The organism is Ruegeria sp. BHSB056 (genome assembly GCF_059613305.1).
Genome location: NZ_JBXWSG010000009.1, coordinates 53,534 through 74,067, shown reverse-complemented (window position 1 = coordinate 74,067; position 20,534 = coordinate 53,534). Strand labels below are relative to the sequence as shown.

The 20,534-nt window shown below is 59.4% G+C and carries 24 protein-coding genes; 14 read left to right on the top strand and 10 right to left on the bottom strand.

The window, feature by feature from the left end:
- The coding region (locus tag AC2FND_RS04230) for an EF-Tu C-terminal domain-related protein (RefSeq protein ID WP_496768107.1) at positions 1–202 on the top strand (202 nt) is incomplete at its 5' end.
- A 248-nt stretch (positions 203–450) separates the two neighbouring features.
- Here the strand turns inward: AC2FND_RS04230 and rpe are convergent.
- Complete coding sequence (gene rpe, locus AC2FND_RS04225; RefSeq protein ID WP_209598264.1) at positions 451–1,140, bottom strand: ribulose-phosphate 3-epimerase; 690 nt, start codon at positions 1,138–1,140, stop codon at positions 451–453.
- 163 nt (positions 1,141–1,303) lie between these two features.
- On the opposite strand from rpe, the gene phnC reads away from it, so the two are divergent.
- From phnC to phnE (AC2FND_RS04205), 4 genes are all read left to right on the top strand, one after another.
- The gene (gene phnC, locus AC2FND_RS04220; protein WP_496768105.1) at positions 1,304–2,125 is read left to right on the top strand and encodes a phosphonate ABC transporter ATP-binding protein; all 822 of its coding nucleotides are present in this window, start codon (positions 1,304–1,306) and stop codon (positions 2,123–2,125) included.
- A gap of 67 nt (positions 2,126–2,192) precedes the next feature.
- Entirely contained in the window at positions 2,193–3,095 is a 903-nt protein-coding gene (gene phnD, locus AC2FND_RS04215; protein WP_496768103.1) for a phosphonate ABC transporter substrate-binding protein, read from the top strand.
- A gap of 66 nt (positions 3,096–3,161) precedes the next feature.
- Complete coding sequence (gene phnE / locus AC2FND_RS04210) at positions 3,162–4,043, top strand: phosphonate ABC transporter, permease protein PhnE (protein WP_496768101.1); 882 nt, start codon at positions 3,162–3,164, stop codon at positions 4,041–4,043.
- Entirely contained in the window at positions 4,040–5,407 is a 1,368-nt protein-coding gene (gene phnE, locus AC2FND_RS04205) for a phosphonate ABC transporter, permease protein PhnE (protein WP_496768100.1), read from the top strand. The genes phnE (AC2FND_RS04210) and phnE (AC2FND_RS04205) overlap by 4 nt, the downstream gene beginning before the upstream one ends.
- A 200-nt stretch (positions 5,408–5,607) precedes the next feature.
- On the opposite strand, the gene phnF is transcribed toward phnE (AC2FND_RS04205), so the two are convergent.
- A complete protein-coding gene (gene phnF, locus AC2FND_RS04200) occupies positions 5,608–6,318 on the bottom strand; it encodes a phosphonate metabolism transcriptional regulator PhnF (RefSeq protein WP_496768098.1) in 711 nt (236 codons plus the stop codon).
- Between the two features lie 103 nt (positions 6,319–6,421).
- Here phnF and phnG point away from each other — a divergent pair, with 103 nt between their 5' ends.
- Genes phnG through phnN form a run of 8 tightly spaced genes read left to right on the top strand, consistent with a single transcriptional unit; the run spans position 6,422 to position 12,018 of the window.
- Entirely contained in the window at positions 6,422–6,880 is a 459-nt protein-coding gene (gene phnG, locus AC2FND_RS04195; RefSeq protein WP_496768096.1) for a phosphonate C-P lyase system protein PhnG, read from the top strand.
- A complete protein-coding gene (phnH, locus tag AC2FND_RS04190) occupies positions 6,880–7,455 on the top strand; it encodes a phosphonate C-P lyase system protein PhnH (protein ID WP_496768094.1) in 576 nt (191 codons plus the stop codon). Before phnG ends, phnH begins: the two co-directional genes overlap by 1 nt.
- Before the next feature lie 3 nt (positions 7,456–7,458).
- Entirely contained in the window at positions 7,459–8,550 is a 1,092-nt protein-coding gene (locus AC2FND_RS04185) for a carbon-phosphorus lyase complex subunit (protein WP_480538658.1), read from the top strand.
- Complete coding sequence (locus AC2FND_RS04180; RefSeq protein ID WP_480484063.1) at positions 8,547–9,143, top strand: HAD family hydrolase; 597 nt, start codon at positions 8,547–8,549, stop codon at positions 9,141–9,143. The genes AC2FND_RS04185 and AC2FND_RS04180 overlap by 4 nt, the downstream gene beginning before the upstream one ends.
- Entirely contained in the window at positions 9,140–10,000 is an 861-nt protein-coding gene (locus tag AC2FND_RS04175) for an alpha-D-ribose 1-methylphosphonate 5-phosphate C-P-lyase PhnJ (protein ID WP_496768091.1), read from the top strand. Before AC2FND_RS04180 ends, AC2FND_RS04175 begins: the two co-directional genes overlap by 4 nt.
- Positions 9,997–10,767 carry a phosphonate C-P lyase system protein PhnK gene (gene phnK / locus AC2FND_RS04170; RefSeq protein ID WP_496768089.1) on the top strand — a complete coding sequence of 257 codons (771 nt, stop codon included), beginning with the start codon at positions 9,997–9,999 and terminating at the stop codon, positions 10,765–10,767. Before AC2FND_RS04175 ends, phnK begins: the two co-directional genes overlap by 4 nt.
- A gap of 22 nt (positions 10,768–10,789) precedes the next feature.
- On the top strand, positions 10,790–11,473 hold the full coding sequence (gene phnL, locus AC2FND_RS04165; protein WP_496768087.1) for a phosphonate C-P lyase system protein PhnL: 684 nt from the start codon (positions 10,790–10,792) through the stop codon (positions 11,471–11,473).
- Positions 11,470–12,018 carry a phosphonate metabolism protein/1,5-bisphosphokinase (PRPP-forming) PhnN gene (gene phnN, locus AC2FND_RS04160; protein ID WP_496768086.1) on the top strand — a complete coding sequence of 183 codons (549 nt, stop codon included), beginning with the start codon at positions 11,470–11,472 and terminating at the stop codon, positions 12,016–12,018. The genes phnL and phnN overlap by 4 nt, the downstream gene beginning before the upstream one ends.
- Here the strand turns inward: phnN and AC2FND_RS04155 are convergent.
- Complete coding sequence (locus AC2FND_RS04155; RefSeq protein ID WP_496768085.1) at positions 12,000–12,683, bottom strand: DUF1045 domain-containing protein; 684 nt, start codon at positions 12,681–12,683, stop codon at positions 12,000–12,002. The two genes, phnN and AC2FND_RS04155, sit on opposite strands and share 19 nt — an antisense overlap.
- 52 nt (positions 12,684–12,735) lie before the next feature.
- Between AC2FND_RS04155 and AC2FND_RS04150 the strand changes: the two genes are divergently transcribed.
- Positions 12,736–13,878: an alpha-D-ribose 1-methylphosphonate 5-triphosphate diphosphatase gene (locus tag AC2FND_RS04150; RefSeq protein ID WP_496768083.1), complete on the top strand. Its 1,143-nt coding sequence runs from the start codon at positions 12,736–12,738 to the stop codon at positions 13,876–13,878.
- Here the strand turns inward: AC2FND_RS04150 and AC2FND_RS04145 are convergent, their stop codons facing one another.
- Genes AC2FND_RS04145 through AC2FND_RS04115 form a run of 7 tightly spaced genes read right to left on the bottom strand, consistent with a single transcriptional unit; the run spans position 13,879 to position 20,372 of the window.
- Complete coding sequence (locus tag AC2FND_RS04145; protein ID WP_480488318.1) at positions 13,879–14,355, bottom strand: class I SAM-dependent methyltransferase; 477 nt, start codon at positions 14,353–14,355, stop codon at positions 13,879–13,881.
- A 10-nt stretch (positions 14,356–14,365) separates the two neighbouring features.
- Positions 14,366–15,121 (bottom strand): polysaccharide deacetylase family protein, encoded by a 756-nt coding sequence (locus tag AC2FND_RS04140; protein ID WP_496768081.1) that lies wholly within the window; start codon positions 15,119–15,121, stop codon positions 14,366–14,368.
- Positions 15,118–16,260 carry a glycosyltransferase family protein gene (locus AC2FND_RS04135; protein ID WP_496768079.1) on the bottom strand — a complete coding sequence of 381 codons (1,143 nt, stop codon included), beginning with the start codon at positions 16,258–16,260 and terminating at the stop codon, positions 15,118–15,120. The genes AC2FND_RS04140 and AC2FND_RS04135 overlap by 4 nt, the downstream gene beginning before the upstream one ends.
- On the bottom strand, positions 16,257–16,841 hold the full coding sequence (locus AC2FND_RS04130) for a histidine phosphatase family protein (protein ID WP_496768077.1): 585 nt from the start codon (positions 16,839–16,841) through the stop codon (positions 16,257–16,259). Before AC2FND_RS04130 ends, AC2FND_RS04135 begins: the two co-directional genes overlap by 4 nt.
- On the bottom strand, positions 16,838–17,914 hold the full coding sequence (locus tag AC2FND_RS04125; RefSeq protein WP_496768076.1) for a glycosyltransferase family 4 protein: 1,077 nt from the start codon (positions 17,912–17,914) through the stop codon (positions 16,838–16,840). The genes AC2FND_RS04130 and AC2FND_RS04125 overlap by 4 nt, the downstream gene beginning before the upstream one ends.
- Positions 17,914–19,161: a glycosyltransferase family 4 protein gene (locus AC2FND_RS04120; RefSeq protein WP_496768114.1), complete on the bottom strand. Its 1,248-nt coding sequence runs from the start codon at positions 19,159–19,161 to the stop codon at positions 17,914–17,916. The genes AC2FND_RS04125 and AC2FND_RS04120 overlap by 1 nt, the downstream gene beginning before the upstream one ends.
- Complete coding sequence (locus tag AC2FND_RS04115) at positions 19,158–20,372, bottom strand: glycosyltransferase family protein (RefSeq protein ID WP_496768074.1); 1,215 nt, start codon at positions 20,370–20,372, stop codon at positions 19,158–19,160. The genes AC2FND_RS04120 and AC2FND_RS04115 overlap by 4 nt, the downstream gene beginning before the upstream one ends.
- Positions 20,373–20,534 lie beyond the last annotated feature (162 nt).

The window sequence follows — 20,534 nt, the reverse complement described above, 5'->3', positions numbered from 1 at the left end:
TCCGCAGTTCTACTTCCGGACCACAGACGTGACCGGCACCGTGACCCTGGCCGAAGGCACCGAGATGGTCATGCCCGGCGACAACGTGTCGTTCGGCGTTGAGCTGATCGCGCCCATCGCGATGGAAAACGGCCTGCGCTTCGCCATCCGCGAAGGCGGCCGCACCGTCGGCGCCGGCGTCGTGTCGAAAATCGTAGAATAATCCGTAGGCCGGGCTTCAGCCCGGCACATCGGTGAACAAACGAAGGCCGCTCCCTAGGGGGCGGCCTTTTTGTTTGTACTTGTATCGAAGACCGTCGACCTACCCGTAGGCCGGGCTTCAGCCCGGCACGTCTGTGATCCAAATGAAAGCCGCAACAAGAACATCAAGGCGAGGTGTGTCCCGCCCGATAAGTTCAACGAAATTCAGTCTTGCGGATAAAGCAAACTACTCTGTCGAGAGCGGGCGGCTCAGCCCAACCCGCCTTCAGCTGCGGCCCGTACGGCCCGAATATTCTCACCGTAAACCTCGGGCCGATCAACTGATCCGCCTTTGAACACGGCAGACCCGGCCACCAGCACATCAGCCCCCGCTGCGGCAACAAGGGGCGCTGTCTGGGGATCAACACCGCCGTCGATCTCGATATGCACAGGGCGGTCACCAATCATCTGGCGCAATTTGCGGATCTTGCCAGTCATGTCGATGAACTTCTGGCCGCCAAAGCCGGGGTTCACGGTCATGACGCAGACCAGATCGGTGAGGTCCAGCAGATGCTCGACCGCTTCAGCCGGGGTGCCCGGGTTCAAGGCAACGCCTGCCTTCATGCCTGCGGCGCGGATCGCCTGTAGCGTGCGGTGGGTGTGGGCCCCCGCCTCGACATGCGCGGTCAGAATGTCTGCACCTGCATCAGCGTAGGCCTGGATGTATGGATCGACCGGCGTGATCATCAGGTGCACGTCCATGACCGTCTTTACATGCGGGCGGAAGGCTTTGACGGCTGGCGGGCCAAAGGTCAGGTTCGGGACGAAATGGCCGTCCATTACGTCAACATGGACCCAATCCGCGCCCTGCGCTTCGATGGCCTGAATTTCTTGCCCGAAATTGGCAAAGTCGGCGGACAGAATGGATGGCGCGATCTTGATGGTGCGGTCAAAGCTCATATTGGCCTCGTATCAGCTGAAGAGTCGCGGATGCGTATACCCGTGAGGCGGGTCGATGGATACCCCCCGCACGTGTCGTGCCGTTACAAAACTTTCACTACGCTGACACATATCCGTTGAACGGCATCTGTAGCAGTCCGCCAACATGAATTGGGGGTGGCACGTGCTGCGTATCAAGAAACTGACCAAACGCTTTGGTGACAATGTTGCCGTGAATGCCGCGACGCTGGATGTGGACAAGCCATGCATGATCGGGATCATCGGACGGTCGGGCTCGGGTAAGTCCACCCTGCTGCGGATGATTAACCGCCTGACGGATGCCAGCGAAGGCGAAATCCTGTTTGAAGGCCGGGACATCACCCAACTGAAAGGCCGTGACAAACGCGCCTGGCAGGCTGATTGCGCGATGATTTTCCAACAGTTCAACCTGGTGCCGCGCATGGATGTGGTTTCGAACGTGCTGCATGGCACGCTCAACCGTCATTCCACGCTGGCCGCTATGTTCAACCTGTTCCCGATGGATGAAATTCACCGTGCCATCGACATTCTGGACCGGTTGGGAATTGCGGAGCACGCTCCGAAACGGGCCGAGGCCTTGTCGGGCGGCCAGCAACAGCGCGTGGCGATTGCGCGGGCGCTGATGCAGGACCCGAGGATTATTCTGGCAGATGAACCAATTGCCTCACTGGACCCGATGAATGCACAGGTTGTGATGCAGGCGCTGCGCCGCATCCACGAAGAAGATGGCCGTACCGTTATCGCCAACCTGCACACACTGGACACTGCACGTCGCTATTGCGACCGCGTGGTTGGGATGCGCGACGGGCGCATCGTGTTCGATGGGCTGCCCGAGCAACTGACCACTGGCGTCGCCCGCGAAATCTATGGTGCCGATGCCAGCTTCTCGGAAGAAGCGACATCAACGGAAATCGAAACGCTCGACGCCACGCAAAAGTCGCTGATGGAAGCAGAGGCAACCATCTGAGCGGTCCCAACACCTTTCATCGCCCGGCCCGATGAGAGGCCGGGGTTATCAAACTGGAGAGAGACAGATGAAAAAACTGATTGCTGCCTTGGTCGCAACCACAACACTGGCCGCACCGGTCATGGCCGAAGAAATCAGCGAATTCCGCATCGGCATTCTAGGTGGCGAGAACGCTCAGGACCGGATGAGCAAAAACGAGTGTCTGCGCGAATACACCGAAGAACTGTTGGGCGTTCCGACCAAACTGTTTGCCCCTGCCGACTATAACGGAGTGATTCAGGGGCTGCTGGGCGGCACGATTGATGTCGCCTGGCTGGGTGCGTCGGGCTATGCCAAAACCTATCTGAGCGACCCCGAAGCGGTTGAGCCGGTGCTGGTCAAGGTGAATACCGATGGCGGTTACGGCTACTACTCGGTTGGTTTTGCACGCAAGGACAGCGGCATCACCTCGCTTGGTGACATGAAGGGCAAGGTTTTTGGCTTTGGTGACCCGAATTCGACCTCGGGTTATCTGATCCCGTCGATCGAGATTCCCCAGGCCACCGGAGCAACCATGGAATCGGGTGACTATTTTTCTGAGGTGAAATTCACCGGCGGTCACGAGCAGACAATTGTCGCGGTGAACAACGGTGACGTTGATGGCGGTGTGACCTGGGCTGATGGTCTTGGCGAGTGGGAAGACGGCTATCAGTCGGGCGCGCTGCGCCGCGCTGTGGATGCTGGTCTGGTCGACATGAACGATCTGGTCGAGATCTGGAAATCGGCACCGATCCCGGAAGGTCCGGTTGTACTGCGCAAGGCTCTGCCCGAGGATGTCAAAGCTCAGGTCACCGAATTGTGGAACACGCTGGATGAAAAAGACCGCGAATGTTTCTACGGCGTGGCCGCGGGTGAGGCCAAGAGCTTTGATCCAATTACGCATGAGGCCTACGAGGTCATCATCGAAGCGCGCAAGCTGAAGTCCAACTAAGACCGCAAATCCAATGATCGGGGTCCGGTGATGTACCGGACCCCGTTTTCCCTTCAGGAGCATTCCATGACAGACCTTACTGCAGGGTCCTTATCCGTCGATCAGATCCGCAACGACTATACAGCGATGACACGACGCAAGCGGGTCTATGGCAGCATTCTCCTGATTCTGTTCCTGTCGTTGATGGCGGCAGGGTTTCACATAGCCGACAACCGGAATGCCGGCAGCTTTGTCGATGGCTGGCACCGTATTCTTGATTACCCCACAGAGGTTCTGTCCGAGGCGGGGGAAAAGATTGCCGAAATGCCAGCCAATCTGGTCTGGTTCTTCCCGGCTCTGATCGAGACAATCAACATCGCGGCGGCGGCGACGCTTGTCGGAACAATTGTTGGAACGTTTTTGGCCCTGATGTCGACACGCGGCATGGCGCTATGGCCGTCATTTATCCCGCTGTTTCGCCGAATATCAGACATCTGCCGCGCCATTCCCGAGATCGTAATTGCGTTGGTTCTGATCTTCATTCTGGGCGGTGGCCCGGTTCCCGCGATGATCGCTATTGCGATTCACACAGCTGGCGCATTGGGCAAACTGTTTTCCGAAGTGAACGAGAATGCCTCGCTGAAACCGGTGGAAGGGCTGCATTCCGTCGGTGCCAACTGGTCACAGCGGATGTATCTGGGGGTGATCCCGCAGGTCGGGCCGAACTATGTCAGCTACGCGTTGCTGCGGTTCGAGATCAATATCCGTGCCTCGGCCATTCTTGGATTTGTCGGGGCGGGCGGTCTGGGTTACGAGCTGCGCAATGCCATGTCCTGGGGGCAGGGGCGTTATGACGAAGCCTCGGCCATCTTCATTCTTCTGTTCGTTACAATCGTGGTCGTCGACCAGCTGTCTGGCTACCTTCGCGACCGTCTGACCCACGGCTCGGAAAAAGGAGCTTTGGCATGAGCACTTTCGCAACCAATTTGACTGTTGATGACCTCAAAGCCGACGCAGATCGCTTGTTCAACCGCAAAAGGTTGATGAATTTCGGGTTGCCTGCTCTGGTTTTCGTCTATCTGGTCTATGTCTTCTTTGCTTTTGACGTGTCGGGCCTTGTGGGGCGCGCAAACTGGGCAAATGGCAAGACGCTGGTGGCAGACAGCTACAGCTACAAAACGCATGTCGCGCGGGATAATCGCACCGGTGAAGTGTCTGTCGCCATCGAGGGTGAGCGCAAGGGCGCTTACCCTGAGGGTCAGGCGCCGGAGTGGGTGGCACTGGGCGAGACGACCGTGATCGACCTTGAAAAGGGCCATGTGGTGCGTTTCGGTGCGCAGACGGTGGAATATGACATTCCCGGCTATGGCACCATTCGCGCAACACCCACGCGTTCGGCCGGTGTACAGGCCGAGTTGCCGGAGGGCGAGATTCCGGAGTGGATCAACGTCTCTAAAAACCGGCTGTCTGTGACCACGGACGCAGGTCGATTGACTGTCACCCGCAACCGGTCCGAGGTGTTCCGCTATTTCACGGGGTGGGAACTGTTCTGGTTCACGCTGGACAGTCCTTATTTCGGCAAGTCCTTCCCGGAACTGGCCGGACGCGCGGTATCGGGCGAGGCGGGTGCGATCTTTAATGATTTCTGGACTAACAAGATGTGGCGCCATCAGGATGTGGCCTGGGCCATCTTCGAGACGATGCTGATGGCATTTCTGGGCACGTTTGGCGCGGCGATTGTGGCCCTGCCACTGGCCTTTCTTGCGACGCGCAATTTCAACCGGATGAGATCCATCCGCTTTGCGACACGGCGTGTATTCGACTTTGTGCGCGGCGTGGATGCGTTGATCTGGACTGTGGTTCTGGCCCGCGCCTTTGGTCCCGGCCCGTTGACCGGTGCGCTTGCCATTTTGGTGACGGACACCGGTACATTCGGCAAAATCTTCTCGGAAGCACTGGAAAATGTGGATCAGAAGCAGATCGAAGGTGTGCAGTCCACCGGTGCGAACGCCCCGCAACGGTATCGGTTCGGCGTTATCCCTCAGGTCACGCCTGTTTTGCTGAGCCAGCTTTTGTATTTCCTCGAATCCAACACCCGCAGTGCGACGGTGATCGGAGCAATCACGGGGGGCGGTATTGGTTTGCTGCTGACGCAGGCAATCATCACGCAGAAAGACTGGGAAGAGGTCGCCTATTACATCATCCTGATCATTCTGATGGTGATGTTGATGGATTGGTTTTCGGGCTGGCTGCGCCGACGTCTGATCCAGGGTGAGGCGGGTAAAAAGCGCGGACCGCGCACGCCCGACCCCAAACCGTTCCGGTTGCCCTGAACCGGGTTTGGAGTGGCAAGAAAACAGCACGGTTCAGTGCCGCGCAACCGTTTGAAAAAGCGTTACAGGGCCTTTGCACCAACGTTCATCCGATTGCCGGGATGACGCTGGCCCAAAGGTCGCTTATCCGAAATTCGCGCCATGCCCAACGGGACGAGACCTCCGGCAGGAGGTCGACGTCGGGCGGTATCGGTTGTGGTTTACTCTTCGTTCAGCGTTAGCGTGACACGCTCACCAGCAAAGACGGTTCGACCATATTCGACGGGTCGGCCGTCCGGGTCCACGTTGACACCGATCGAAAACAGCACCGGGGCACCTTCGGACAGTTGCAGGTGAAGGGCTTGCGTTGCTGTCGCACCGCGCGCGGTCAATCGGGTCGAGATGCGGGTGTAATCCGCGATGCCGCAACGTTGCAGGGCTTTTGTTACTGACTGGGTCTCGGTCAGCGCCTGTAACAGGTTTGGAAAGCGTTCTGCCGGGAAGACACTTTGAAAAACGGCTATGGGCTGCCCATCCGCCAGCGATAACCCGTCATAGACATGCACCGGGTCCCCTTTGCTCAGACCCAGTGCTTCGGCCTCGGCTTCATCTGCCGCACGTGTGGTCAGGGCCAGGATTTTCTTTCCCGGTATCTTGCCGCTGGCCGAGACGTTCTTGTGATATCGAACCCTTTTGCCAATCGGATAGTCGGTTGGCCGCGCCGCCACAAAAACGCCCGCACCGCGCCGGGCATGAACCAGACCTTGTTCCGACATGTCAGCCAACGCGCGCCGCACTGTGTGGCGGTTGACACCGTATTTGGCGGCCAGCTGCGCTTCGGTCGGCAGGCGGTCACTGGTTTGATACCGCCCTTCGGCAATGTCCGAGGTCAGGCGCAGGGCAATGCTTTTCCAGATCGGCGTTTTGCTCATGTCACCAAATCTTCACACAGTTGGAGATTGCGTGTTGCGCACGCGCGGGTTAATATTTGTCTAGTTGTATAGTTCAAATAGACAACCCGGCCAAGAGGCTTTGATGACAGATCAGACAGAATTCGCGATCGGGGCGCGCAGGGATTGGATGGGTTTGCTGGCCCGTGCACCTGACGACACCCTGATGACCTTGTGGGACGGGATTGAGACCCGCCCGAGCTTTGACTGGCTGCGCCGCCCCGAGATCGGGAGCGTGATGGTGCGTGGTCGCACCGGTGGCACCGGAGCGCCGTTCAACCTGGGCGAAATGACGGTCACGCGCTGTTCTGTGGTGTTGCAGGATGGAACGGTTGGTCACGGTTACGTTCAGGGCAGATCGAAATCCAAGGCTGAAGCCGCAGCATTGATTGATGCGATGATGCAGACCGGGGCGGTAGATGAGGTGCAGGCGCGGCTGCTCGACCCGCTTCAGCAGCAAATGCAGGCGGTCAAAAGCACTCGCGCGGCCAAGGCAGCGGCCACCAAGGTTGAGTTTTTCACGCTTGTTCGGGGGGAAGATTGATGGCCGCGCAAACACAGTTTTCCGGGGGCTTTGAAAACGCACCTGTCGATGCTGCACATGCGTTCCGCGCTGCGATGACCGTTATGGCGCGTCCGGGCGACATACGTGTCCTGTCGGGCAGCGAACCCCCTGCGCCCCTGTCCGTGGCGGCCGGTACACTGCTGCTGACGCTGTGCGACCCCGAGACCAGGGTTCATCTGGCCGGAGGCACCGATACCGAAGCAGTCCGCAATTGGCTGACTTTCCACACGGGCGCCCCGCTCGTATCCGCAGCACAGGCCGATTTTGCCGTTGGCACATGGGACGCATTGGGGTCGCTTAACGCCTATCGCATCGGAACGCCGGAATACCCGGATCGTTCTGCGACCCTGATTGTGGAATGCGACCGGCTAGAGCAGAGCGGTGCCGTTCTGAGCGGCCCCGGCATCAAAAAGACCGCGCGCCTGTCTCTGCCGGATATTCCGGCGCTTCAGGGGAACGCGATGCTCTACCCTCTGGGGTGCGATTTCTTTTTTACCTGCGGCAACAGGGTTGCGGCCCTGCCACGCAGCACGCAGATCACGTCGGAGGCGTAAGCGATGTATGTTGCTGTCAAAGGGGGTGAAAAAGCCATCGAGAACGCCCACGCCTGGCTGGCCGAAGAACGCCGGGGCGCGACCGATGTGGCAGAACTGAGCCTTGCACAGATCCGCGAACAGCTAAGCCTTGCAGTGAACCGGGTCATGGCGGAAGGCTCGCTTTATGACCCCGACCTGGCTGCGCTGGCGATAAAGCAGGCGCGGGGCGATCTGATTGAGGCGATCTTTCTGATCCGCGCCTATCGCACCACGCTGCCGCGTTTTGGCCATTCCAATCCGGTCGAAACAGGTGAGATGGCCTGCGACCGTCGGATTTCGGCCACGTTCAAAGATGCACCCGGTGGGCAGGTTCTGGGGCCGACGTTCGACTATACCCATCGTTTGCTGGATTTCAAACTGGCCGCGGATGGTGATGTCCCGAAAGTTCCGGAAGGTTCAGCGCGGCAGGAACCGACGCCGCATATCACTGAATTCCTGAAAGACGAGGGCCTCATTCAGGACGAGCCGACAAGTGATGACAACCCCGGCGACCTGACGCGCGAACCGATGGAATTCCCCGCCAATCGCCCGTTGCGCCTGCAATCGCTGACACGCGGGGATGAGGGTTTCGTGCTGGGCATGGCCTATTCCACCCAGCGCGGTTACGCACGCAACCACGCGTTTGTGGGTGAATTGCGGATCGGCAAGGTTGCTGTTGAAATGGACATCCCCGAGTTGGGGTTTGCCATAGATATCGGCGAGGTCGAACTGACCGAGTGTGAGACGGTGAACCAGTTCAAGGGTTCAAAAACCGAGCCGCCTCAGTTCACGCGCGGTTATGGTCTGGTCTTTGGTCAATCCGAACGAAAAGCCATCGCGATGGCCTTGGTTGATCGCGCGCTGCGGTGGAAGGAACTGGGCGAAGACAATCTGGGCGCGCCTGCGCAGGATGAAGAATTTGTTCTGAGCCACGCGGACAACATTCAGGCGACCGGTTTTCTCGAACACATCAAGCTGCCGCATTACGTGGATTTCCAGTCCGAGCTTGAACTGGTCCGCAAACTGCGCCGCGAGGCTGACGCGCGGATCACGTCAAAGGAGGCTGCGGAATGAAGGCTGTCGTTTTTGATATCGGCAACGTTTTGATCCAGTGGGATCCGCATTTGGCATGGCTGGATGAGATGGGTAGCCGCGAGGCGGTGGCAGAGTTTCTCACTCGTATCGATTTCCCCGAACGTAATCTGCGGGCCGATGGCGGTGAGGATTTCGCTGATCTGGCTGCTGAACTGGAAGATGCTGACGACCAGCGACGCCTGAGTTCTTATGTTGAGCGCTATGCCATGACCGTCCCACACAAGATCGAGGGAACTTGGCGATTACTCCATCGTTTGAAAGAACAGGGCACCCCGGTTCATGCAATCACCAACTGGTCAGCGGAAACATGGCCCGTTGGTGTTGGTGTGCATCCTGAGCTGGGCGAGGTCTTTGGCGTGACCGTAGTGTCAGGTCAGGAAAAGCTTTTGAAACCGCAGCCCGAGATTTTCCGTCGGATGTGCGACCGGGCCGATCTTTCCCCTCAGAACTGTATCTTTGTCGATGATAGCCCAAGAAACGTGGATGGAGCCCGCGCCGTTGGCATGGACGCCATACATTTTACCAGCCCTCAGGCCTTTGAAGTAGCCTTAACTGCGCGGGGATTGCTATGAGCGCGTACAACTTTGCATATCTGGACGAACAAACCAAACGGATGATCCGCAGGGCCATCCTGAAGGGCCTGGCTATTCCAGGGTATCAGGTGCCCTTTGCCAGCCGTGAAATGCCGATGCCTTATGGCTGGGGCACCGGAGGAGTGCAGGTCTCGGCCGCGACGCTGACGCCTGAGGATATGCTCAAGGTCATCGATCAGGGTGCGGATGACACGACCAACGCAGTGTCGATCCGCAAGTTCTTTGAAAAGACCGCAGGTGTAGAGACGACCGAGGAAACCGAGAAGGCGACGGTGATCCAGACCCGCCACCGCATCCCCGAGGCGAAGCTGCGCGAAGATCAGATCATCGTTTATCAGGTGCCGATCCCGGAACCTCTGCGTTTCCTCGAACCGCGCGAGACCGAGACACGCAAGATGCACAGCCTTGAAGAATATGGGCTGATGCATGTTAAACTGTATGAGGATATCAGCCAGCACGGGGCAATCTCGACCGCTTACGCCTATCCGGTGAAAGTGTCTGGCCGGTATGTGATGGACCCGTCCCCGATCCCCAAATTCGACAACCCGAAGCTTGAAATGGATGCGATCCAGCTGTTCGGTGCCGGGCGCGAGCAGCGCATTTACGCGGTACCGCCACATACCAGGGTCGTGAGCCTCGATTTCGAGGATTACCCGTTCGAAGCCACCAAGGCCGATCATCCCTGTGACGTGTGCGGAGCCGAGGATAGCTATCTGGATGAAGTCATCATGGATGATGCGGGCAACCGAATGTTTGTCTGTTCGGATACCGATTATTGCCGGTCGCGCCGCGAAGCGGGCCATATGGGCCGACTGGCCGAGGAGAACGCGGCATGACCCCCCTGTTGCAAGTCAAGGGCATCGAAAAGCTCTATGGTGCGCGGATGGGATGCGCGGATGTGACTTTTGATCTCTACCCCGGTGAGGTGATGGGGATCGTGGGCGAAAGCGGGTCGGGCAAGTCGACCCTGCTGAATTGTCTGGCCGGTCATCTGGTGCCCGATGCAGGGCAGGTGATCTTTGACACGCGCGCGAACGGGCCGGTGGACACGGTAACCATGTCTGAGCCCGAACGCCGGATGCTGAGCCGTACCGACTGGGCCTTTGTGCATCAGCATGCACGTGACGGGCTGCGGATGTCAGTTAGTGCCGGAGGCAATATTGGTGAACGGCTTATGGCCGTGGGCGAGCGCCACTATGGTGACATCCGAGACAAGGCCATTGACTGGCTGGGCCGGGTCGAGATCGAGGCGGCCCGCGTTGATGACCGGCCCACCGCGTTTTCGGGCGGGATGCAGCAACGTTTGCAGATCGCCCGTAATCTGGTGACTGGCCCGCGACTGGTGTTCATGGACGAACCGACCGGGGGGCTGGATGTCTCGGTTCAGGCGCGATTACTGGACCTCTTGCGCGGCTTGGTGCGTGAAATGGGGCTGAGCGCGATCATCGTGACCCATGATCTTGCTGTGGTGCGTCTGTTGGCCGACCGGTTGATGGTGATGAAGGATGGTCATGTGGTTGAGGCCGGGCTGACCGATCAGGTGCTGGATGATCCCCAACACGCCTACACGCAACTGCTAGTGTCCAGCGTTCTGCAGGTTTGAGTATTTGGGAAAAGGTGAAGCAATGATTGAACTGATCAATGTGAGCAAAAGCTTTACTCTGCACAATCAGGGCGGTGCCGTTATCCCGGTGATGGAAGGCGCGTCGCTGAAGGTTGAACCGGGTGAGTGCGTTGCTTTGACCGGGGCGTCTGGTGCGGGCAAGTCCACGCTGATGCGCGTGATTTATGGCAACTACCTGGCGGCCTCTGGTCAGGTGCTGGTTGGAGGTCTGGACGTGGCAAAAGCCGAGCCGCGCCAGATCTTGACCCTCCGCCGGAAAACGCTGGGCTATGTCAGTCAATTCCTGCGGGTCGTGCCGCGGGTGCCGACACTGGACGTTGTGGCAGAGCCTTTGCTGGCCGTGGGTTGCGACAGGACAGAGGCGCTGGAGAAATCCGCCGGGTTACTGAAGCGGCTGAACATTCCTGAGCGCTTGTGGACCCTGAGCCCCACAACCTTTTCGGGCGGCGAACAGCAGCGGGTGAACATTGCGCATGGCTTTGCGCATGACTACCCGGCGATGTTGCTGGACGAACCCACGGCAAGTCTGGATGTGCAGAACCGCGAAACCGTGTTGTCGCTGATTGAAGAGGCAAAAGGGCGTGGTGCGGCGATTGTCGGAATATTCCACGACCTTGATGCACGTGAGCGTGTCTGTGATCGCGAAGTCAATGTCGCTGACTTCACACCGGAACTGGCGGCATGACACTTGCCCCTGTCATAGCGATTGTTGGCCCTTCGGGAGTTGGCAAGGACAGTGTCATGGAAGCGTTGGAGGCACAGGCGCCTGGCGTCCGGCGCGTGCGGAGGGTGATCACCCGCCCCGCAGGCGAACAAGGCGAGGATTTTGACCGGGTTTCGGTTGCAGAGTTCCAGCAGATGGAACAGGCAGGCGCTTTTGCGCTGAGCTGGCCTGCGCATGGACTGTTCTATGGTATCCCAGCCGCGATTTTGCGACAGCGTCAGGGGGCGAGTGCGGTTCTGGTCAATCTTTCCCGCAGCGTTCTTTTGCAGGCGCAGAAGGTGTTTGGAGATCTGATCGTGATCTCTCTGACAGCAGATGCCGGGGTTTTGGCGCGGCGTCTGTCCACTCGGGGACGGGAAAGCACAGACGAGCAGGTGCGGCGGTTGTGTCGCGCCAACGCGGAGTTGCCGGATGGTCTGAACCGGGTCATCGAAGTCGACAATTCCGGCGCGCTGGAAGACACGGTCGCCGAAATCCTGCGCCGCCTTCAACCGGAAAGCGCGTAGCGATGGATCAGGTGAAACCGCCCATCTTCCGCTTCGCCCATCAGAGCAAGATCAGTGATCTGGAAGGGTTGCGGCAGCAAAGGGCTGAGATGGGTATGCAGTGCTTCTTGGGTTGCCCTGAGGGTTGGTTTGTCCAGTTTACCGCTGAGCGTGATGTGAAATCGAAACGCGTCCAGCACGTAGGGATAGCCCCATTGGGTCAGATTAGCGTCCTGCTCGGGGGTCAGTCCCGCGGCGCGGCGGCGCGTCAGTTCGGCCTGAGTGGCAGGTGCGCGAAACCGGTCGAGATCGCGAACACAGACCGCGGCCAGCGCATTCAGCGCCTGCGTTTCACCCAGCGGGCACAGGGCCAGAAAACGTCCAAGACGGGCAATTTCCAGACCGGCGAGTGTGATGGGCTGCCGGGTTGCAGCCAGCGCAATGCACGCCTGATGCAATGGGTCAAAGGTCAGGCCATCGCGCAACCGGAACGGCGGTTTCAGGGTCGCGTGCAGCCCGTATTTGCGCGGCACCTCAGTGATGGTCGCAATGTCGAGGCCACCCATGATCGGATGCGCGACCTGCGTTCCCTTTGCCATGTCCCAGCCCAGCCAGCTGGTTGCAAATTCCGTCCAGGCCACCCCGGCGGGTGGTGCAAAATAGATCGCGTATCGCGTGAATGTCACATTGGCCTCCTATCAAGTGGCCTTCCAATACCTCAGATTGCGTAAAGTTCAGATGACAGAAGACTTGATCCTTGCCAATGCCACGCTTGTGTTGCCGACTGAAACCGTGACCGGTTGTGTTCGAATAGCGGGTGACACTATCATCGAAATCGACACCGGGCGTGCAGTTCCCGCTGGTGCGATAGATTGCGAAGGCGACTATGTCAGCCCCGGTCTTGTCGAGTTGCACACGGATAATCTTGAACGCCATATTCAGCCGCGCCCCAACGTGCATTGGCCCCATGCTGCCGCCATTTTGGCCCACGACGCGGAACTGGCCAGCGTGGGGATCACAAGTGTGTTCGATGCGATGCGGGTTGGTTCGATCCCTTCCGGCGCCGGACGGTACGGAAAATATGCCCGCGGCCTGTCGCGGGAGTTGTGGGATCTGCGCGAGCAGGATGCGCTTAAGATCAGCCATTTCCTGCATTTGCGGGCAGAGGTCTGTTCTGAGACACTGATCGAGGAACTGGACGAGTTTGGACCCGAGGACAGGGTTGGTCTTGTGTCCATCATGGATCACACCCCCGGCCAGCGTCAGTTTCGCGACATGGGCAAGTTGCAATCCTATCTGAAGGGCAAATATGCCATGGACGATGATACGTTCTTTCAGCATGTAGCCCAGCTGAAAGGCCTTCGGGATCGCAACGGTGATGTGCACGAGGTCGAAACCGTCAAAGCCGCGCGCCGATTTGGAGCCGTTCTTGCCAGTCATGACGATACGACCGAAGATCAGGTGAAGGTCTCGGCAGGTCACGGCATTCGGCTGGCTGAGTTCCCCACAACGGTTGAGGCCGCACGAGCGTGCCATGATCGCGGCATCAAGGTCATGATGGGTGCGCCAAACGTTGTTCGCGGAGGCTCTCATTCCGGGAATGTTGCAGCCCGAGAATTGGCCGAGCTTGGGCATCTGGACGTAATGTCCTCGGATTACGTGCCGTCCGCCTTGTTATTGTCTGCGGTCATGCTGGGTGAAATGTGGGGCGATATGGCGCGTGGGATGAAGACCGTCACATTGGCCCCGGCGCAGGCCGCCGGGCTGGAGGACCGTGGCGAGTTGCGCGCCAGTGCCCGCGCCGATGTTATCCGTTTCCGGATGCGCGCGGGTGTGCCAGCCCTCAACTCGGTTTGGGCGCGCGGTCGCCGTGTGGCGTGATCAGGCCGTATAGAACAGGTAACGGTCCGGCGCGATCGTCTCGGGCCCTTTGATCTGGTTGAAGCCGACAAGGGGCTGGCCGGAAATCAACAACCCACCGGGCTGCATGACTTGCGCGATCAACGGGCTGAGGCGTGCGGCTTCGGCCACATCTTCGTGTTTGATGCCGCGTCCGAAATCATAATGAGCCAATGCAATCCTGTGCCCCTCGGCCATCAGCCTCCGCAGCATGGGTTCAGCTTCGCCTTGCAGGAAATCTTCGGCCGGTGGCGTGCTGTCAGGATGGCATTGCAGCACACGATCCATCACCCAGATCCGGCGGTTCGGCAGGATCTCTCGCAGGTGGTCATAGGTGCGACCATTGCCTAGCCCCATATCCAGCACGTCGCCAGTTTGGTCACTGATCTGTTCGGCTGCCCAGTTCAGCCCGTCGCGCTGAGCCGTCAATCGGCGCAGCATGGAATCCAGTCGGCTCATGACGATGTCCTCATTTGTTCTTTGGTGCGACCCAGGGTGTGGCAGGACCGTCCAGCAGATGTTTCAGCAACGCCTCGGTAAAGGCCCAGATGTCCTGATCATGGACCAGGTGATGGGTCAATACTCCAAAAGGCTCGGCGTTGTCTGCGCGGCCTTCGCGCCTGTCCCGCAGGAGGTTGACTGTCTGCGCGATCAGGCGATCCGGAGAGATCAGACCGCGTGAACCCCGCCAGTCAATCGGGTCAAGATGTGTGTTGACCTGCTCAAGCCCCGCAGCCGCCATTTTCGTTCTGCGGGGCGTTGCCGTGGAAAGAATGCGGTATCCCAGTGACGGAAGGTGTTCGATGACTTCTGGTGCAATGCGGTTCCACGGAGGGACAAACATCGGCCGCAGGGTGTTGCCGAACAAGGCGTCAAGGCGTGACAGTCCTGCCGCGGCATCGGCAACAACCTCGTCCAACGGACGGTTGAGGCGAAACTCGGCTTTCTTCTCACTGGCGGGCGCATGGTTCTTGTGGGACCACCCGTGAACCACAGGGATGAGAGTTTCGCCGCGCGCAACATAGTTAGCCAGCGCAGGGGTTGCCGCGTGTGGAATGACGGCCAGATGTACCGGCAGGCCCAACTGCGTGGCCAGATCGGACAGCCGGTCCAACTGTGGTGTCAGGTCGATCGCGTCATCGTCTCGCCACCACAGCGGCAACGAAAGGCCCGCTGCATGCCAATGGGTCAGTTCGACCTCAAGTGGGTACCAGTCCGGGTTCATGTACGCCGTTCCAGCAGCTGTTTGGCGATCTCTACGGTTTGGGCCGCGCCATCAAATCCAAAATCCTGCTGTGCGCGGGGTCCATCTGAAATGACACGCTCTACGGCCTGCGCCAATGCTTGCCCGCTCAGGGTTCGGCTGAGAAGCACCTCGATGGCTTGCAAACTCGACAGGCTTTGCCCACGCAGCCCCTGTTCAACCTCCTTGCCATCATCGAACGGGACAAAAACAGCGGGTGTTCCGCATTGCAGAATATCCATGGCGGTGTTGTAGCCGCACATGCTGACCGATGCAGCCGCATGGGGCAGCATCTGGCGAAAATCCGGGCGCACGGGTTCCAGAATTGCCGAGGTTCCTTCGGCCAGTTGGGACAGCTCGGCTATTCTCGCCTTGGCATCCGTCCCACCGACCAGCAGGCGCCAACGCCTGTTGGGCATCTGGCGGGCGGCCTCGATGGCCGCGCGAAAGATCGGTTGGCCCACAGAACCACCGCCTGCACTGACAAGGATTTCGCCCTGTCCAACCGACTGCGGATGCGGTTGAGGCAGCTCCGGTGCCACAAAGCCGGTATAATGCAACCGTTCAGCCAATCGGTCCGACACCGGCCAACTGACCGAAAGCGGTGTGACACTTTCGGTCGAGTGAACAAGAATGCCGTCATAAAAGCGGGTGACGATATCTTCTGTACGCTGGGCCTTGGCAGGTTTGGAAGGTGGGGCCAGAATATCGCGGATCGATCCCAGGATGATCGGAGGCTGAGGCAGGGCCCGTGCCGCATTCAGGGCCGCGTCGAATTCCGCTGCCAGAGACCGGCGACCAAAGGGGTAAAGCTCGGTTATCAGGATTTGCGGCTGAAAGCTGTTTACCGCCTGCACCATGGCTGTCACACGTGCGCGCCGATAATCCGCGTCAGCCTCGACACCGCTTTCAGTCAGAAGCCGGGTGAAATTGGTTCCATCTGATCTGAGCGGCGGCAAACCGAACAGGGTCAGCCCGCTGCTGTCCAGTTGAGTCGCAGGCATTCCGCCCGAAACGACCATGACCTCGTGACCGTCATCCCGAAACGCCCGGCCCAACGTCAGGGCCCGGCTCAGATGTCCTGTTCCCAAAAGGTGCGTGACAACGATCATTACCTTCATGGCAGCGGCCCATGTTTGATCAGGCGAACGGGGTCCGGGTCTGCGGTCATCGTGTTCATATCAACGATATACAGCCGATTGCGCTTGATCTTGAAGGGGGCGGGGCCATCAAAATCCCATCCCCACGCCTGGGCGAGAATGACCCGCATGATGCCAATGTGGCAGACCGCGACCGTGTCCTGCCGCAACCCGGACATCCAGGGGCGCAACCTCGTCCAGACCTCGGCAGGGCTTTCACCGTGAGGCGGGCGAAAATCCCAGCTCCAGTCTTCGATATGGCGATACCCGCTGGTTTCATCGGCGATCAGGTCAATGCCTCGAAGTCCTTCCCAGTCGCCCCAATTCATTTCAATCAGCGCGTCCGAGGTTTTCGGGGTGCGCCCAGACACGATCCGCGCTGTTTCACTGGCGCGCAGCAAGGGGCTGGACCAGATATCAGCGGCGGCCCATGGGTCAGGCAAGCGACACCCGGCCAGTTCAGACCGCGCGTCCTCATCCAGCGGAATATCACTGCGCCCCTGAATGCGCCCTGCGCGGTTCCAGTGGGTATGCCCGTGGCGAAGCAGTGCAAGACGGGTCATGATACATCCTTCAACAAGGGCCGAAGATGCGCCCACAACCGCTCGGTCGCCTGAGGCATAAGGTGACGCCGGTCCACATAGCTGCGCGTATTCGCCCCAAGCGCGTGGCGCTGCGCGGTGTCCTCGAGCAGGTTTTGCATGTGATCGGCAAGCCCTTTGGCCCCAGCATCAACCGATGGGTAAACCGCCGGTGCCAGCACATCCCGAACGCCGGGGCGATCCTGTGCGACCACGGGCAGGCCTGTCGCCTGCGCCTCGAGATAGACCATCCCATAGGCTTCGTTTACGCCCGGCCAGACAAGCAGGGATGCGCGTTGGTAGATTTTCTGCAAGTCCGCCCGGTCGAGCTGGCCCAGAAAGTGCACCCGGCTTCCGAACGGTACCATCAACGCTTCAACATCCGGCCGCGCCGGACCGTCCCCCGCGATGTTCAGGTTCCAGTCACATGTCAGGTACGAAAGGGCCTCGGCCAAAATCCGGTAGGACGCCAGCTTGTCCCCATGCCGCATCATTCCGACAGTAAGCATCGGGCCGTCCCCGGTCGTAGCCACAGGCAACACGGTTTCAGGCAGAAATGGCGGCAATTCAACCAGTGCCTGCTTGCCAAAACGGTCCCGTTCCAACGTAATCAGGTCATTGGCAGTGTGGTAGAAAATGATATCCGCTGCATCGCAAGCCTGATGCGCCGCTTGGGCGAAATCGGCCCACGGTCCGTTCAGCCTGCTTGATGCGCGCGTGCTTTCCAATTGCACATACGGAATGCCGCGCGCCTGGCAGATCTTAGGGCCCAGCAGGTCGGGTGCTTTGTAGTAATTGTGATAAGTCACCCACAGATCTGTATCAAAGGGCAACTCGGCGCTCAGCCGCTGTGCTTCAATCTCAGCCGCGCGAACAAGGGTTCTCTGTAGGTCCCGGTCCCCGTTCTTGTCGTAGACGCGCAGGTCCGAAGCCAGTTCGACCTTATTCCCCTGCGCCGCCAAGGCCAGCATCAGGTTTCGCGCCATTTCGCGATCGCCCGAGGGTTTCTGGCTGCCGGGAGATTTCATTGGCGCATAAAACGCAACCCGCGCCATTACGCGTCTTCCATGCTCAGGGTTTTCAGCCGGGCCGACAGCCGTGCAATACCAGGGTCCATTCGAAAATCTGCAATCAGGCGGTCATAGGCTGCACGCGCCATAGTTGCAGCCGTTTCCGGATCAGCGGCCAAAGCTGAAATGGCTGAAGCCAATGCAGCCGGGTCGTCATCAGACAACACGCCATGCGTTCCGGATTGGATGAATTCCGGGATGGCCGAAACCGGTGTCGACAGGATCGGCAACAGCTGGGATGCGGCCTCCATCAACACGTTCGGCAATCCGTCCCGGTCCCCGTCCGCAGCAATCCGGCTGGGCAAGACAAACAGGTCGGCCCTGCGCATGGCATCGATCACCTCGGGCTGATCGCACGCTCCCCTCCAGGTGATGCGGTCCGCGATACCAGCAGCGCGCGCCTGCGCGCGCAGGGTGTCACCAAGGCCCCCGCCGCCAATGTGGGACCAATGCCAGTTCAGGTTCTCCGGCAGCAGCGTGAAGGCCGCAATAAGGCGGTCAAAGCCCTTCTTTTCGACCAGTCGTCCAACGGAAATCATGTGAAACGGGTCACCAGCGGCACGTGTCCCGCGCTTTGGCGGTTCGGGGAAGCGCGACAGGTCCAGACCGTGATAGATAAGGTCCACCCGGTTGGGGTCATCAGCGAGACCGCGCAGATGTTCCGCGCCGATTGCCGTGCAGGTGGCACTGAAAGCAGCTCCGTACGTTGAGGCCTGCAACTTTTCACGCTTTTCCCAGACCGGCGAGGTCCAGATATCCTTGGCATGGGCAGAAAAGCTCCATGGCAGACCGCGCATGATGGCCGCATATCGGGCGACGGACGAGGGGGTGTGCATGAAATGGGCATAGAGCCCCTGCGTCTGGGCGGGTAACTCGGCGGCCAGAACACATGCTTGCCCGAAGCGGCGGATGCGGTTCGGCGTGGGATCGCGGCGCAGGTCGTGCCGCCAGATCTTGTAGGCTTCGGCATAGCCGGGCAGGTCTTGGGCGGCAGCGCGGGCCGCCCACACTCTCTGTGGCTCTTCATGCAGGTATTCCGGCAGATAGCGAACCTGCCCTGCGAAACGGTCGTGCAAAGGGTGACGTTTGGTGTCGGTCGGATGGCGCAGAGACCAGATGTCAAATCGGTGCCCGGCTTCCTGCAAGGCAACAAGTTCCTGCGCGATAAATGTTTCGGACAGTCGCGGCCAGCCTTTGACCACAACCGCCAGATTGGGAGAGGCCGAGTTCATCCAGTGGCTCGTTTCTGTTCCCATGTCAGCAGGCTGTCAATGCGGTCGGTGACATAGTCCAAACCGTCCAGTAAACCGCTTTGGATGGCCTGTGACGGCACAGATTGGTGCGGCAGGTTGCGGATGGCACGGATCATTGCGTCGGGTGTCAGGCTGTCGCGTTGTTCGTCCAGCATCTTGACCAGCCCCAGCTCTTCTGCGCGTGAGGCCCGAATCCATTGTTCCAGACGGGGTGTGGTGCGTGGAACGATGACGGCCCGTTTGTCAAAGGACAGGACCTCGCAAAACGTGTTGTAGCCGCCCATGCAGACCACGCCTTCGGCCCCGGCAAACAGCGTTTCGATCTGCGATTCAAATCCAACCGCGGTTACACGACCATTCAATGCGGCAACCCGTGCTTCGAATTCATTCCTCAATTCACCCGACAGGAATGGGCCATAGACCAGCACGGCACGCGGCGACAGGTCTGGGTCTTTCTCGTAGGCGGACAAGACGAGGTTGACCAACGCCTTGCCATCGCCCCCGCCGCCGGGTGTGATCAGGATATAGGGTTGCTGAGGCGGTTCCCCGACCGGGCCGAGATCTCGGCGCAGATATCCCGTCCAGTGAATGCGGGATCGCGCTGACGCGCTTAGCGGCAAGCCTTGCGTCGGGTCATAGATCGACTGTGATCCATAAACCCAAATCTCATGATAGAACCGCTCGGTCGCTTCGATGGCTTCTTTGCGCGCCCACTCGGCAGCCAGTACTTCGGGTTCGTCCAGCACATCACGCAGACCCAGAACCAGTTTCGTTCCGCAATGGCGTTCAAGGTATTTCAGTGTCGGCACCAGCTCACCCCGGAACCCTGTCGGTTCCTTGTCGACGACCAACACGTCGGGGTCGAATTGCTGAACCGCAGTCTGGATCAATCCCGCGCGCAATTCGGTTACTTCGTCGATACCCATTCCGATTGTACGCGCGGCATACGATCCGTCCGCGCGCTTGGTCACGCCGGGCAGGCGCACATGGTCAACGCGGCGGGGAAAGGTAAAACGGCCTGCCACGGGCGAACCCGTCAGGATCAGCGCCGAGGCGCTTGGGTCCGCCTGCGTGATTGCCGCAGCCAAGGCGCGGGACCGGCGCAAATGCCCCAGACCGAACGTGTCGTGGCTGTAAAACAGGATACGCGGCGCGCGGTCCGGTTTAGAATTGGTTGTGCCAAGGCTCATAGTGTTGCCCGTCTTCTTGATCCCAGAGCGAAATCCGCGCGTTCGCAAGCGTTACTGTATATTTCAATCCCACGCTTGCCAAAGGCGGATTTGCGCACTTGCAAATGTTTCAAGCATTGCGATTTGGCAACAGCGTATTGACTGTTTCGCGACATATCGCAC